This is a genomic window from Fusibacillus kribbianus (assembly GCF_030053595.1).
In the GTDB taxonomy this organism is placed as follows: Bacteria; Bacillota; Clostridia; order Lachnospirales; family Lachnospiraceae; genus Lientehia; species Lientehia kribbiana.
This window is the reverse complement of the sequence record NZ_JASGBQ010000005.1, coordinates 1-14,508: the sequence shown is the minus strand read 5'-3', so window position 1 is coordinate 14,508 and position 14,508 is coordinate 1. Positions and strand designations below refer to the sequence as shown.

12 protein-coding genes and 1 tRNA gene are annotated in these 14,508 nt (G+C 49.9%); 11 read left to right on the top strand and 2 right to left on the bottom strand.

Annotation, left to right across the window (positions count from 1 at the left end):
• Position 1 precedes the first annotated feature (1 nt).
• The 7 genes from infB (at position 2) to QJ036_RS04815 (ending at position 8,954) form a co-directional block, all read left to right on the top strand.
• A complete protein-coding gene (gene infB, locus QJ036_RS04845) occupies positions 2 to 2,935 on the top strand; it encodes a translation initiation factor IF-2 (RefSeq protein WP_331487482.1) in 2,934 nt (977 codons plus the stop codon).
• A gap of 37 nt (positions 2,936 to 2,972) precedes the next feature.
• Positions 2,973 to 3,377: a 30S ribosome-binding factor RbfA gene (gene rbfA / locus QJ036_RS04840; protein WP_283230319.1), complete on the top strand. Its 405-nt coding sequence runs from the start codon at positions 2,973 to 2,975 to the stop codon at positions 3,375 to 3,377.
• A complete protein-coding gene (locus QJ036_RS04835; RefSeq protein WP_416388540.1) occupies positions 3,374 to 4,339 on the top strand; it encodes a DHH family phosphoesterase in 966 nt (321 codons plus the stop codon). The genes rbfA and QJ036_RS04835 overlap by 4 nt, the downstream gene beginning before the upstream one ends.
• Before the next feature lie 30 nt (positions 4,340 to 4,369).
• Positions 4,370 to 5,299, top strand: a complete 930-nt coding sequence (gene truB / locus QJ036_RS04830; RefSeq protein ID WP_283230317.1) for a tRNA pseudouridine(55) synthase TruB — start codon at positions 4,370 to 4,372, stop codon at positions 5,297 to 5,299.
• A 21-nt stretch (positions 5,300 to 5,320) separates the two neighbouring features.
• Positions 5,321 to 6,271, top strand: coding sequence for a bifunctional riboflavin kinase/FAD synthetase (locus QJ036_RS04825; protein ID WP_283230316.1), 951 nt, complete (start codon positions 5,321 to 5,323; stop codon positions 6,269 to 6,271).
• A gap of 125 nt (positions 6,272 to 6,396) precedes the next feature.
• Entirely contained in the window at positions 6,397 to 6,663 is a 267-nt protein-coding gene (rpsO, locus tag QJ036_RS04820) for a 30S ribosomal protein S15 (RefSeq protein ID WP_283230315.1), read from the top strand.
• A 179-nt stretch (positions 6,664 to 6,842) separates the two neighbouring features.
• On the top strand, positions 6,843 to 8,954 hold the full coding sequence (locus QJ036_RS04815) for a polyribonucleotide nucleotidyltransferase (protein ID WP_283230314.1): 2,112 nt from the start codon (positions 6,843 to 6,845) through the stop codon (positions 8,952 to 8,954).
• Between the two features lie 65 nt (positions 8,955 to 9,019).
• Here QJ036_RS04815 and QJ036_RS04810 read toward each other — a convergent pair whose 3' ends face one another.
• The gene (locus QJ036_RS04810; protein ID WP_283230313.1) at positions 9,020 to 9,952 is read right to left on the bottom strand and encodes a DUF5688 family protein; all 933 of its coding nucleotides are present in this window, start codon (positions 9,950 to 9,952) and stop codon (positions 9,020 to 9,022) included.
• Between the two features lie 149 nt (positions 9,953 to 10,101).
• Positions 10,102 to 10,173: transfer RNA gene (locus tag QJ036_RS04805), tRNA-Arg, on the bottom strand.
• A 192-nt stretch (positions 10,174 to 10,365) separates the two neighbouring features.
• Here QJ036_RS04805 and QJ036_RS04800 point away from each other — a divergent pair.
• The 4 genes from QJ036_RS04800 (at position 10,366) to QJ036_RS04785 (ending at position 13,705) form a co-directional block, all read left to right on the top strand.
• On the top strand, positions 10,366 to 11,658 hold the full coding sequence (locus QJ036_RS04800) for an SH3 domain-containing protein (protein ID WP_283230312.1): 1,293 nt from the start codon (positions 10,366 to 10,368) through the stop codon (positions 11,656 to 11,658).
• A gap of 12 nt (positions 11,659 to 11,670) precedes the next feature.
• Positions 11,671 to 12,696, top strand: a complete 1,026-nt coding sequence (gene queA / locus QJ036_RS04795) for a tRNA preQ1(34) S-adenosylmethionine ribosyltransferase-isomerase QueA (protein WP_283230311.1) — start codon at positions 11,671 to 11,673, stop codon at positions 12,694 to 12,696.
• Between the two features lie 119 nt (positions 12,697 to 12,815).
• Positions 12,816 to 13,034, top strand: a complete 219-nt coding sequence (locus QJ036_RS04790; RefSeq protein WP_283230310.1) for a hypothetical protein — start codon at positions 12,816 to 12,818, stop codon at positions 13,032 to 13,034.
• Positions 13,035 to 13,402: 368 nt separating this feature from the next.
• The gene (locus tag QJ036_RS04785; protein ID WP_283230309.1) at positions 13,403 to 13,705 is read left to right on the top strand and encodes a hypothetical protein; all 303 of its coding nucleotides are present in this window, start codon (positions 13,403 to 13,405) and stop codon (positions 13,703 to 13,705) included.
• Positions 13,706 to 14,508: the final 803 nt, after the last annotated feature.

Sequence of the window (14,508 nt, the reverse complement as noted above, 5' to 3'; positions counted from 1 at the left end):
TATGGCAAAAATGAGAGTTCATGAACTTGCAAAGGAAATAGATAAAAACAATAAGGATGTGCTTGACGTACTTCAGGCAAACGGCGTCAATGTCCAGAGCCCGTTAAGTGTGATCGACGAGGCTCAGGCCGATATGGTAAGACGGGCATATGCGCCGAAGCCGGAACCCAAGCCGGAGCCGAAACAGGAGGAGGCTGCGCCTAAGAAACGGATCACCGCAGTATTCCGTTCCCAGAACAGCTCCCAGGCGGGAAAGGGCCGTCCCGGTACACGTCCTGCAGCACCGGGAGGAATGAGACGTCCCGGTCAGCCGGCGCGTCCTGCCACTCCCGGCCAGGGAATACGCCCTGCCGTTTCCGGTCAGAATGTACGCCCTGCAGCAGCTCAGGCTGCAGGCCAGTCGGCAGCTCAGGGTACCCGTGCCGCAGCACCCGGTCAGCCCGCAAGACCGGTAGGCCCCAGGCCTGCAGTGAAACCGGCACCCACTGCCCAGGAGGAGACGGCAAAGGCTCCTGAGGTGAAGCATGAGGCAGTGGTTCCTGCTGAAACCGAAGGAAAGGTGCAGACTGCAGCTCCCGCAGACAACGGACAGGCGACTGCAAGAAGAAATAACAGTCAGGATTCCCAAAGGCCGTCCAGACCGGCAGGAGATCGTCCGGGCCAGAGAAGCTTTGACGGAAACAGAAGGCCGGCAGGAGACCGTCAGGGTCAGAGAAGCTTTGACGGAAACAGAAGACCGGCAGGAGACAGAAACACGGGAAGACCTTATGGAGACAGAGGGGAAGGAAGATCCTACGGTGACAGAAACGAAGGTAGATCCTACGGTGACAGAAGTGAGGGCAGATCCTACGGCGACAGAAACGAGGGCAGAGGAGGAGACCGCCAGGGCCAGATGAACAGAGACGGCCGCAGAGGAACCGGCCGTTCCGGAGATTCCAGAGGAACGGGACGTCCCGGAGATTCCAGAAGAAGCAGCGGCTTTGCCGTACCTGCTCCCGGCCTGGACAGCACTCAGAAAAATCAGGGAAAACAGAAGCAGAAACAGAATAATCGTCAGAATAATAAGTATGATAAGAATCAGAACGATGATTTCGAGAAGAAGATGCCCAAGCGCGGAACAAAGGCGCCGGTGAAGCCCGGAGCCAAGGCAGCCGCACCCAAGCCGGAGCCGGTGGTGGAGGAGATCAAGACCATTGTGATCCCTGAGGTCCTCACCATCAAGGAGCTGGCTGACAAGATGAAGAAGCAGCCCTCTGACATTGTGAAGAAGCTGTTTATGCAGGGCAAGATCGTTACCATCAATCAGGAGGTGGATTACGACACGGCAGAGGAGATCGCCATGGAGTTTGACATCCTGTGCGAGAAGGAAGTCAAGGTCAATGTGATCGAGGAGCTTTTGAAGGATATTGATGATCCGGAGGAATCCCTTGTTCCCCGTTCTCCTGTTGTCTGTGTTATGGGACACGTTGACCACGGCAAGACCTCCCTTCTGGATGCAATCCGTGAGACGAATGTCATTGCAAAGGAGGCAGGCGGCATTACTCAGCACATCGGTGCTTCCGTGGTGGAGATTTCCGGACAGAAGATCACCTTCCTGGATACTCCCGGACATGAAGCCTTTACGGCCATGAGAATGAGAGGCGCTCAGGCTACCGATATTGCCATTCTGGTGGTTGCAGCCGATGACGGCGTGATGCCTCAGACGGTGGAGGCCATCAATCATGCCAAGGCGGCAGGAGTGGAGATCATCGTGGCCATCAATAAGATCGATAAGCCCAGTGCAAATATTGACCGGGTGAAGCAGGAACTGGCCGAGTATGAGCTGGTGCCTGAGGACTGGGGCGGCAGCACCATTTTTGTTCCGGTTTCTGCCCATACAGGAGAAGGAATCGAGAGCCTTCTTGAAATGATCCTTTTAACGGCAGAGGTGAAGGAGCTCAAGGCAAATCCCAACCGCCGCGCAAGAGGTCTTGTGATCGAGGCGGAGCTTGACAAGGGCAAGGGCCCTGTGGCTACGATCCTGGTTCAGAAGGGTACCCTCCATGTGGGAGATGCCATTGCCGCAGGCGCATGCTACGGTAAGGTAAGAGCCATGATGGATGATAAGGGACGCCGTGTGAAGGAGGCAGGTCCGTCTACTCCTGTGGCGATCCTCGGTCTCAACGATGTACCGGCAGCCGGCGAGATCTTTGTTTCCCCGGAGACGGAAAAAGAGGCAAGAAGCTTTGCCGAGACCTTTATTTCCGAGGGCAGGGAGAAGCTTCTGGACGATACGAAGACGAAGCTTTCTCTGGACGATCTGTTCAGCCAGATCAAGGCAGGCAATGTAAAGGAACTGAATCTGATCATCAAGGCCGATGTACAGGGCTCCGTGGAGGCTGTAAAGCAGAGCCTTGTGAAGCTGTCCAACGAGGAAGTTGTGGTGAAGGTGATCCACGGAGGCGTCGGCGCCATCAACGAATCCGATGTGTCCCTGGCTTCCGCTTCCAATGCCATTATTATCGGCTTCAATGTGCGGCCTGATGCCACTGCCAAGTCCGTCGCGGATCAGGAAAAGGTGGATATCCGTCTGTACCGGGTAATCTATCAGGCTATCGAAGATGTAGAAGCCGCCATGAAGGGTATGCTGGATCCTGTTTACGAGGAGCAGGTGATCGGTCATGCAGTTGTCCGTCAGACCTTTAAGGCCTCCGGTGTGGGTACCATTGCAGGCTCTTACGTCATGGACGGCAAGTTCCAGAGAAACTGCAAGGTGAGAATCAGCCGCGACGGCGAGCAGCTCTTTGAAGGTGCACTGGCATCCCTGAAGCGTTTCAAGGATGATGTGAAGGAAGTGGCAAAGGGCTTCGAGTGCGGACTTGTATTTGAGGGATTCAATGATATCAAAGAGGACGACATGGTGGAGGCTTACATCATGGTAGAGGTTCCCAGGTAGGAAGAATCAGGAATCCCGGAAGGATTGGTGAAGCAGCATGCGTAAAAACAGCATTAAAAATATCCGGATCAACAGTGAAGTACAGAAAGAATTAAGCAATATTATCAGAACAGAAGTGAAGGATCCCAGAATCCACCCCATGACTTCGGTCGTGGCGGTGGAGGTGGCTCCCGATCTCAAATCCTGCAAGGCGTATATCAGTGTCCTGGGAAATGAGAAGGCAGCAGAGGATACTCTGGAGGGACTGAAAAATGCAGTCGGTTATATCCGCCGCGCCCTTGCCAGATCCGTAAATCTGAGAAATACACCGGAGATCACCTTTATTCTGGACCAGTCTATCGAGTACGGTGTCCATATGACACGTCTCATTGATGATGTGGTGGGAAAGGAAGAGGTTTCCGACGACGGAATGAATACAGAAGGGGATGAGGGCTCATGTTGACAAGAATCGACGATATTCTGGGCACGGCGAAGACTGCAGCAATACTTGGACATGTCCGTCCGGACGGAGACTGCGTCGGTTCCTGCCTCGGGCTTAAGAATTATCTGGAGCTGTCCCATCCTAAGCTTCGGGTACAGGTATATCTGGAGGATTTTCCGAATTCTTTCCGGTTTCTGAAGGGAGCGGAGGAAATCAGCCACGATGCCGATGATGGAACGGTGTATGATCTGTGTATCGTGCTGGATGCCGGAGACAAAGAGCGAATCGGAGACTTTTCCAACTATTTTGACAGCGCGGCTACAACGGCCTGTATCGATCATCACATTACAAATTCCGGCTTTGCTCAGATGATGCATGTGTGTCCGGACAGAAGTGCTACCAGCGAAGTTCTCTTCACGCTTATGGATGATGCCTTTGTGGATAAGAATGTGGCGGAATGCCTGTATATGGGCATTGTGCATGATACAGGTGTGTTCAAGCATTCCAATACCACCGGTGAAACCATGCGGATCGCCGGCGAGCTCATCGACAAGGGAATTGATTTTTCCGGAATCATTGACAGAACCTTTTATGAAAAGACCTACAGACAGAATCAGATTCTGGGAAGGATGCTGACAGAAAGCGTATTGTTTATGGATGGCCTCTGCATTTTTGCAGCGGTCAGAAAAAAGATCCTGGATTTTTATCAGGTGGGAACGAAGGATCTGGATGGAATTGTGGATCAGCTCCGGGTGACGCAGGGAGTGGAATGTGCCATCCTGCTTTATGAAACGGCATCGCAGGAATTCAAGGTGAGCATGCGCTCCAACCGGGTGGTGGATGTGAGCAGGATCGCAGCTTATTTCGGCGGCGGTGGCCATGTGCGGGCAGCCGGCTGTTCTATGACCGGTTCGGTCCACGATGTGATCAACAATCTGTCAGAGCACATTGAAAAGCAGCTGGTGGAAGCCGGCCTCAGATAAGGAGCCGGCAGAAGGAGCCGGAGAGACAGTATGGATGGATTACTGAATGTATATAAGGAGCGGGGCTTTACCTCACACGATGTGGTGGCGAAGCTCCGCGGAATTTTAAAACAGAAAAAAATCGGACACACGGGGACTCTGGACCCGGAGGCAGAAGGAGTTTTGCCGGTCTGCCTGGGAAAGGCCACAAAGGTCTGCGGACTTTTGACGGATAAGGATAAAACCTACCGGGCAGTCCTGCTTCTCGGAGTGGAGACAGATACTCAGGATACGGGGGGAAGGATCCTTTCTCAAAAGGAAATAAAAGCCGGGGAAGAAGAGGTCCGGAAGGCCGTTATGGGTTTTGTGGGAGGATACGACCAGATCCCTCCCATGTATTCTGCCCTCAAGGTGGACGGAAAGAAGCTGTATGAGCTGGCGAGACAGGGTAAGGAAGTGGAACGGAAGGCCAGAAGGGTCACGATCCATGAGATCGTCATTGAGAAGGTAGAGCTTCCCAGAGTCACCATGACGGTCACCTGCTCCAAGGGAACCTATATCCGGACCCTGTGCCATGATATTGGTCAGGTACTGGGCTGCGGCGGCTGTATGGAAAGCCTTCTGCGGACTGCAGTGGCCAATTTCCGGGTGGAGGAGGCTCTGACGCTTTCCCGGATCGAGGCGCTTCGGGATGAGGGGCCGGAGGCACTGTCCAGGGCTGTGACAGCTGTGGATTCGCTGTTTCTTCATTATCCCGCCTTTGAGGCAGCGGAAGCGGCAGAAAAACGGCTGTATAACGGAAATCCCATGGCGGACTCAGAGCTTTCAGAACGTCCGCAGGCCGTAGGAAAATCGGAGTACATGCCGGAGGCAGGCGGACAGATCAGAATTTATGACAGGAAGGGACACTTTATGGGAATCTATTCTTTTGATAATGAAATCGGAAGATACCGCCCTGTAAAGCTGTTTTTTACAGAATAGAGAGGACGCGGAGGACAGAGCATGAAACTGATTAGCGGACAGGTAGAAGTATCCGGGGACCGGCCTTCCGCGGTCACCCTTGGAAAATTTGACGGAATCCACAGGGGCCATCAGAAGCTTATAAGGGAGACCATGAAGGCGGAAGAACAGGGACTTCAGACCGTGGTTTTTACCTTTATGAGACCTCCGAGAAGTCTTGTGAAGGGAGACGGACAGCCGGTGCTCCTCACAAATCGGGAGAAGCGGGCCCATATGGAAAAGCTGGGAGTCGATCTGATGATCGAATATCCGTTTACGGAGGCAGTCAGTCATATGGAGCCGGAGGCCTTTGTGGAGCAGGTGCTGGTGAAGGGGCTTAAGGTAAAGAGGATCGTTACGGGGCCGGATTTCTGCTTCGGTTACAGGCGAAGGGGAAATATCACTCTTCTGGAACAGCTTTCCGCTGTATTTGGTTATGAACTTACGGTCATTGAGAAGGAGAGGGCAGCCGACGGGCAGATCATCAGCAGTACGCTGGTGCGCCAGGAGCTTCTGGCCGGCAATGTGGAGCGGGCCAATGAGCTTCTCGGCTATCCCTATACGGTGACCGGCGAGGTGGTTCACGGAAATCATCTGGGCAGAACCTTCGGAATGCCTACGATCAATCAGATTCCGGCAGAGGAGAAGCTTCTGCCGCCCAACGGCGTTTACACGGCGCGAGTCGAAGTGGACGGGCATCTGTATGAGGGAGTTTCCAATGTGGGATACAAACCTACCATTGAGGGAAATTACCCGAGGGGAGTGGAAACCTACATTTTCGGCTTTGACAAAAACGTTTATGGAAGAACTCTGGATGTGCAGCTTTTTCATTATCAGAGGAAGGAACAGAAGTTTTCTTCCGTGGAGGAGCTGAAAGCCCAGCTTGCAAGGGATGCGGAAGGCAGCCGGCAGTTTTTTGAACAGCATCGTAAAATGCAGAAAATCCCAAATTAGCAGTTTACAATCGGAAGCACGTATGCTATACTACAATGGTGTGAAAATGCGCCGATGCTCAGCATATGGATACTCCAACCAATGCCGGGTGTCCGGTGTGAATGAAAAATAAGGAGGAAACAAACATGATTTCAAAGGAAAAGAAAGCAGAGATTATCGCAGCGTATGGAAGAAAGCCTGGAGACACCGGTTCACCTGAGGTTCAGATCGCAATCCTCACCGAGAGAATTGCAGAGCTTACCGAGCATCTGAAGGAGAATCCGAAGGATCATCATTCCAGACGCGGCCTTCTGAAAATGGTAGGACAGAGACGTGGTCTTCTGGATTATCTGAAGAGAAACGATATCGAAGCATACCGTAACCTGATCGCACGTCTTGGTATCAGAAAATAATTGCGGAATTGGAAAGCATCAGGGTGGAGGAACTCCACCCTGTTCTTTTAAAAATTTCAAGGAACTGTTGACCAGGCAGGAGTTTACATTCGAGACCACTGAAAAGCCCAGGTTCCGCGGGCAAGCTGAGTTTTTCAGTAGTTTCGGTGTCTTCTGCCTCCAAAGAAAAGGAGAATCCTATGTATAAGAGTTTTTCAATGGAACTGGCCGGAAGAACCCTGACCGTTGATGTGGGCCGTGTCGCAGCGCAGGCCAATGGTGCTGCATTCATGCACTATGGTGATACTGTGGTGCTTTCGACTGCAACGGCTTCAGACAAGCCCAGGGAGGGCATTGATTTCTTCCCGCTGAGTGTAGAGTTTGAGGAGAAGCTGTATTCTGTGGGCAAGATCCCCGGAGGCTTCAATAAGAGAGAGGGAAAGGCGTCTGAGAATGCGATCCTGACAGCGCGTGTCATCGACCGCCCCATGCGTCCTCTATTCCCGAAGGATTACAGAAATGATGTTACCCTGAACAACCTGGTTATGTCTGTGGATCCTGAGTGCAGCCCGGAGCTGACTGCTATGCTGGGTTCCGCCATCGCAGTATCGATCTCCGATATTCCCTTTGACGGCCCGACTGCTGCTACTCAGGTGGGTATGATCGACGGAGAGTTTGTATTCAATCCCACTGCAGCACAGAAGCAGGTATCGGATATGGCTCTGACGGTTGCTTCCACCAGAGATAAGGTTATCATGATCGAAGCCGGCGCCAATGAGGTGCCTGAGGCAAAGATGATCGAGGCTATTTTTGCAGCCCATGCCCTGAATCAGGAGATTATCAAGTTCATCGATACCATTGTGGCAGAGTGCGGAAAGCCCAAGCATTCCTATGAGAGCTGTGAAGTTCCTGCTGAGCTCTGGGATGACATGACGACTGCCATCACCGGCGAGGAGATGGAAGAGGCCGTGTTCACCGACGTGAAGCAGGTGCGCGAGGAGAACATCAAGAAGCTGACCGAGAAGCTGGAGGAGCGTTACGCGGAGGAGCATCCCGACTGGCTGCCTCTGATCGGCGAAGCACTTTACAAATATCAGAAAAAAACAGTCCGCAAGATGATCCTCAAGGATCACAAGCGTCCTGACGGCCGTGCGATCACTCAGATCCGTCCTCTGGCAGCAGAGATCGATATTCTGCCGAGAGTACACGGCTCCGGCATGTTTACCCGCGGACAGACTCAGATCCTCAATGCCTGCACTCTGGCTCCTCTTTCCGAGCGTCAGAAGCTGGACGGTCTTGATGAAAACGAGACCTCCAAGAGATATATGCACCATTACAATTTCCCGTCCTACTCTGTAGGCGAGACAAAGCCCAGCAGAGGACCGGGACGCCGGGAGATCGGTCACGGCGCACTGGCAGAGAGAGCGCTTCTGCCGGTTCTGCCCAGCGAGGAGGAATTCCCCTACGCCATCAGAACCGTATCGGAGACTCTGGAATCCAACGGTTCCACCTCTCAGGCCAGCGTATGTGCATCCTCTCTTTCTCTGATGGCAGCAGGCGTGCCCATCAAGAGTGCCGTTGCCGGTATTTCCTGCGGTCTGGTGACCGGCGATACCGATGACGATTACATTGTACTGACGGATATCCAGGGCCTGGAGGATTTCTTCGGCGATATGGACTTTAAGGTGGCAGGTACCCACAAGGGTATTACCGCGATCCAGATGGATATCAAGATCCACGGCCTTACAAGACCGATCATCGAGGAGGCAATTGCCAGAACAAGAGAGGCAAGACTGTACATTCTCGATGAGGTTATGGCTCCTGTGATTGCAGAACCCAGAGCTGAGGTCGGAAAATATGCACCGAAGATCTCCCAGATTCAGATCGATCCTACCAAGATCGGTGATGTGGTCGGCAAGCAGGGCAAGGTGATCAATAAGATCATTGAGGAGACCGGCGTAAAGATCGATATTGAGGATGATGGTTCCGTATCTGTATGTGGCACCGACAAGGTGATGATCGAGAAGGCCATCACCATCATCAACCGCATTGTCAACGATGTGGAGCCCGGCGAGATCATCACCGGCAAGGTAGTCCGCATCATGAATTTCGGCGCTTTCGTAGAGCTGGCTCCCAATAAGGATGGTCTGATTCACATTTCCAAGCTGTCCCAGAAGCGGGTTGCAAAGGTTGAGGATGTGGTAAACATCGGCGATGAAGTGACTGTAAAGGTTCTGGAGATCGACCGCATGGGAAGAATCAATCTTTCTATGAAGGATGTTCCTCAGGAAGAGAAGCAGACGGAAGAATAATGGAACAGCAGAATATGCAATAGAGGGAGGCTCCTTTCCACGGCAGTGGGAGGGAGCCTTTTAGTTCACAGGTCTTTTTCACAAACCTTTTCCGGGGCGGTGGGAGTGAGGAGGACAAGCCCCAGCTTTCCGACTGCACAACGGTAGAGGTAGATCTGATCGGAGAGAACATCCTGGATGGGAACCTCCGTCCGGTTGATTTCATGGACCATGTCAAGGAGACTGGAGACCGGGGGACTTTTCTTGACGGGGAGCAGGAGAACCTCATGGACAGAGCTGGGGAGCACATAAAAATCATCTTCGCATACCCGGGCAAAATCAGCCAGCACATCCTCATAAAGGAGGCAGGCAGCGCCGAATATCTGGGATTTATTGGTGAGGACATAGAGAGAAGACAGGTTCTTAAGAGGAAACTGGTCGGAAGGGTCGAGGAAGGAGCGGATCAGAGTCTCCATGGGGAAAAGCTCACAGCCGGTCAGGGAGCGGGTGTTGGCGCAGGCCAGGGTGTAAAGTTCTTCGCAGTCGGTGTCCCAGAGAGCCATGTGTTCCTTGTGGATCAACACGGTGGAGCTTCCGAAAAATTCATGCTCCAGGTGAAAATAAAAGACTACGGCCAGATCGAGAAAAGGGAGAAACGGAATGTCGGAAAGGAGGGCCATATTGGAAGCGCGGTTGATCAGACGAAAGGAGATTTTGTCCCGGACATAGGAGAAATCCCGGAACAGGGAAGTGTTGAAGTTCATGGGATAATGATGTTCCTCGTAGGCTGCTTCAATATCGTCGAGGATGTCCTCCAGACCGGTGCCGGATAAATAACGGTCATAGTACGGATTGAGATAAATGGTAGGAGAGATATTTTCTCCCGGCTGAAGGATCAGCAGGCCGTCAAGGCGCAGCCCATTGTTTTTGAGGACCGGATGAATGAGGACAGAAGCACCGTTTTTGTAACGATCTTCCATATTATTTCGGACTGCGGATAAAAATTCAGAATAGTTCATAGACATACCTCCAGAATGGGAATAAAGAATTGATAGGGAAAAGGTCTGGTTCCAGGTACAAAAAGAAAGCCCTGAAACAGAACAGATGAAAGAAAAATAAATTTTTCAAAATGGGGAAAATGCCGAACGGCTGACCATAAAAGAAGGACTGCACCTGAGTGGAATCGAACCACCGCACGTGGCTCCGGAGGCCACTGCTCTATCCACTGAGCTACAGGTGCATGTCAAAGTCCAACAAAAGATATTTTACATCATTTAGGGCAGAAGGGCAAGAGGAAAATTGAAAAAACATAGAAAAATCGAAAAAAACTTAAATAATTATGAGTGTGTTGCTTTTTCTCTGTTTTTTTGTTATTATGAATTCATGCTCAAGATGGCGGCATTTGGCCGCATCAGGAAAAGGAGGCTTTTAGATGGACGAACTGAAATCCCTGCAAAAGAAGGAACGGAACGCGCAGAAGAGCAGCGGCTCCTCCCGCCGCAGGCGCAGGAAAAAGAATTCGTTTGTAGAATTCCTGCAGATGTATGGAAAATATATCATTATGGCCCTCGTCGCTATTCTGGTGGTAGTTACAGCAATTATTCTAGTTGGAAAGCTGAAAAAGGATGGAAAACAGCAGGAGACTCCCAGTGTTTCAGCCGAATCCTCGTCGGCTGCTTCGGAGCTCAAGGGCGGCAGTCTGGAAAAGGATGGCAATCAGGCAGTCAATAAGCTTGTCAATGATTATTTTACGGCACTTCAGAACTGCGATGTGGAAGCACTTTCCGGACTGGTGAATTCGTCAGATTCCATCTCCGCGGAGCAGCTTCAGGCAGAGCGGGAGTTTGTGGAGAACTATCAGAACATTGCCTGCTATACCCTGAACGGGCCTTCTGATGGAACCTACATTGTTTATGTAGCTTATGATATGAAATTTTTAAATGTCGGTACGGCAGCTCCCTGCCTGATCCGTCTTTATGTCTGCACCAACGATCAGGGAGCCCTGTATATTTATAATCAGGACGTCGGTACGGATAATGAGGTTGCAGCCTACATGGAGGAGGTCAATGCAAGAGAGGATGTCAAGGCTCTGATGAAGGAAACCGATGACCGGCTGACGGAAGCCATGGCATCCGACGAAGCTCTGAATGCGCTGGTGACAAAGCTGTATGGCGGTCAGCAGGCGGAGACTACAGAGGCGGAGACGCCTGCGGAGACTACAGAGGCGGAGACACCTGCGGAGACCACAGAGGCGGAGACACCTGCGGAGACCACGCCAGCTGCGTCGGGAAGCGACTTTACCGATGTGGATGAGACGGTTTATGCGAAAGAAAACGTGAAGATCAGAAGGACACCTGCAGCGGACGGAGAGGAAGCCGGTACACTGGCAGGAGGTCAGTCCATCCACCGGACAGGCTACAATGATAACTGGAGCCGGGTGGAATACAACGGTGAGACCTGCTACATTGCCGCAGGCTTCCTTACAAAGACCGCTCCCGGAGAGGGAGACGGCTTTACATCAGTGGACGAGACTGTTTATGCCAAGGAGAGTGTACGGATCCGCAAGTCTCCCGATGCAAATGCAGAGGTTGTCGGTACGCTTCTGGAAGGGGAATCCCTGAAGCGGACAGGCTACAACGACAGCTGGAGCCGTGTGATTTACGATGGTGAGACCTGCTATATCGGTGCAGGCTTCCTGACAACGGCGAAGCCCTCGGAGGATTAACAGGTTATCGCTATGAATGTGAAGGATTTTGATTATGAACTGCCGGAGGAGCTGATCGCCCAGGATCCACTGGAGGACAGAAGCTCTTCCCGGCTGATGATTTTAGACAGAGAGACCGGAGAGATCCGTCATACGGTGTTTAAGAGTATTATTGATGAGCTTCAGGCAGGCGACTGTCTGGTCATCAACAATACAAAGGTGATTCCGGCCAGACTCTTTGGAATCAAGGAGGAAACGGGCGCTTCCATTGAAGTACTTCTTTTGAAAAGAAAGGAAGATAATATCTGGGAGACCCTTGTGCGGCCCGGCAAAAAGGCAAAGCCGGGGACGGTGCTCTCCTTCGGGGACGGTCTTCTGAAGGGGACGGTCGTGGAGGTGGTCGAAGAGGGAAACAGGCTGATTCAGTTTTCCTATGAAGGAATCTTTGAGGAAATCCTGGACAGACTGGGACAGATGCCCCTGCCGCCTTATATTACCCATCCGCTGAAGGACAAAAACCGCTATCAGACGGTCTATGCAAAATACGATGGTTCGGCAGCAGCTCCTACAGCGGGACTGCATTTCACCAGAGAGCTCCTGGAGCAGATTCAGGCAAAGGGAGTGGAGCTCGCCAGTGTGACGCTCCATGTGGGACTTGGAACCTTCCGTCCGGTGAAGGTGGAAAATGTTCAGGAGCATCATATGCACTCGGAGTTTTTCCGCATCGAGGAGAAAGAGGCGGAAAAGATCAACCGGGCAAAGCGGGAAGGCCGCCGGGTGATTTCCGTTGGAACCACCAGCTGCAGGACACTGGAATCGGCTGCTGATGAGCAGGGATTTGTGGCGGCAAAGAGCGGCTGGACCGATATCTTTATTTACCCCGGTTACCGTTTTAAATGTATTGACGCGCTGATCACCAATTTCCATCTTCCCCAGTCTACCCTTCTGATGCTTGTGTCGGCGCTGGCAGGAAGGGAGCATGTGCTGGCCGCCTACGAGGAGGCAGTGAAGGAACGGTATCGGTTTTTCAGCTTTGGGGATGCGATGTTTATTGAATAAATTCGCATTGTAAATATGAGAAATGTTTAATTAAGAACAACACTTCTCATATTTTATATTGGATTATTCTGCCGAGTAGTTTAAAGCTTTATAAATTTGGGAACAGAGGGGGAGAAAACATGACTATTTACACTACAAAAGAATGGAAGGGCTATGGTAAGCAGAATTATTACTGGAATGAATACAGACTTGAAGGTGATGAGGTTGTTAAATACAAATGTCACCGACAAAAAATCTTCGATGGTCGAGAAAGTGAGTGGAATGAAGCTGAGGAGAGAGTAGAGGCGTGGGGAATTGATGATCCTAGCATGCCAGATTGGCTTAGAAATTATATTTAATGCAGAGGAGGTTGTAATTATGTTGGTTTTAAGGATTAACAAAATTCTTAGATTGTGTCAAATTACTTCGGGAGGAAGATGTTACACATGTCCAATAAAGGAAATTGACGGAGAACTTTTTTTCCATTTCAAAGAGGCATGGCATCCGGTCGTAGAATTTGTATCGGAGCAAGCGGAGGAATTGATACAAGCGGATGGAAAGGTTTTTTCAAGACCGTTTAAACAATAAAAATTACATAAACTAGGGGAAAATGAAATGTCCCTTGAGGTGAATGTTTCAAGGAAAGGATTGCCTAGGTTGTGAATTTACGTTTATGGAGGATGACTTAAGCAAGATAGATTCTTAAATATATCTAATGAGGTGGATTATGTCCGAGGAAAAAAGTAAAGCTATAATGGATGCAGAAAAAGACTTTATGAAATATGGAACTAAAGAGTGTGCATGTGTTGCAGAAAAGTATGTAGAATGTATAAATAGACTTACAGTAGTATTAAACAAGCATGATAGCGGACGAGAACTGGACGATAAAGACCTTTACGATTTTGAGTATTGTCAATTTATGGAACAACATTTAAGCTTGATTCTATCAGATTTTTTTCTTCAAGGATTGGGATATACAAAAGATAAATATGGCATATGGGGTAAAAAAAAGAAGGGCTTATTTCGATAATAAGCTGTAGAACGGAACTTTAGTTGAGGCTCGTGTGTCAGATTAAAACATAGTGATTTTGCTTATCACAGACTGCATCCAATATCAATGGCAAGGGCTGCGCCGGCATAAATGCCCCATTGACATTGGTTTCGTCTGTAATTAGAAGTAGTCAAGCAGAACATAAAGATGTTCTGCTACGCACACATTAATTTGCGGAATTCTGCAAATTATGGCATAAAATAAAATATTTCTCTAGAATAAGCTTGGGTAGAGAGGTATTGTTATGGTATATGAAAGGCTTTATCTATTATGTTAAGATAGTTGACACGGGATTATAAGGACAATGGAGATTATAAATGCCCAGGTTGTGGTTTTAAATATCATGAAGACAACTTTGATAATGATTATAGCAACGAACGCTTACCGATTGATGAAATTGCTGCAATTGGGGCATCACATGGTATAGACGAAGATTATAGGTTCGGATATACCGAAAACAATTAGAAAAAGAATTGCATTTTTAATGGCTATTCAGTTAAATATTGGATAGCCTTTTCTATTGTAGATAGGTCAAAAACGATATAAAATTTGATTGATAAGCTTGAATTGTTGTATTACGACATCATGATGATAGTGTGATAGTGGATAGTGTCAATAGTTTTTTGCAAATTGATAGTGTCAATAGTTATCGACGTCACGATAACGTATAATTAGTTTCGCAAATTCAATTTCATAAAAATAGACATGGTCTATAGCCGTTTGGTAGAATTAAGTTACCACACAAAAATCTCACAAAGGAGGCTAAAACCATGTCTGATAAC

Coding starts and splice junctions, on each gene's coding strand:
- queA (WP_283230311.1), top strand. CDS start 11,671: ATGAATGTGAAGGATTTTGATTATGAACTGCCGGAGGAGCTGATCGCC.
- rbfA (WP_283230319.1), top strand. CDS start 2,973: ATGCGTAAAAACAGCATTAAAAATATCCGGATCAACAGTGAAGTACAG.
- QJ036_RS04815 (WP_283230314.1), top strand. CDS start 6,843: ATGTATAAGAGTTTTTCAATGGAACTGGCCGGAAGAACCCTGACCGTT.
- QJ036_RS04785 (WP_283230309.1), top strand. CDS start 13,403: ATGTCCGAGGAAAAAAGTAAAGCTATAATGGATGCAGAAAAAGACTTT.
- truB (WP_283230317.1), top strand. CDS start 4,370: ATGGATGGATTACTGAATGTATATAAGGAGCGGGGCTTTACCTCACAC.
- infB (WP_331487482.1), top strand. CDS start 2: ATGGCAAAAATGAGAGTTCATGAACTTGCAAAGGAAATAGATAAAAAC.
- QJ036_RS04790 (WP_283230310.1), top strand. CDS start 12,816: ATGACTATTTACACTACAAAAGAATGGAAGGGCTATGGTAAGCAGAAT.
- QJ036_RS04825 (WP_283230316.1), top strand. CDS start 5,321: ATGAAACTGATTAGCGGACAGGTAGAAGTATCCGGGGACCGGCCTTCC.
- QJ036_RS04810 (WP_283230313.1), bottom strand. CDS start 9,952: ATGAACTATTCTGAATTTTTATCCGCAGTCCGAAATAATATGGAAGAT.
- rpsO (WP_283230315.1), top strand. CDS start 6,397: ATGATTTCAAAGGAAAAGAAAGCAGAGATTATCGCAGCGTATGGAAGA.
- QJ036_RS04800 (WP_283230312.1), top strand. CDS start 10,366: ATGGACGAACTGAAATCCCTGCAAAAGAAGGAACGGAACGCGCAGAAG.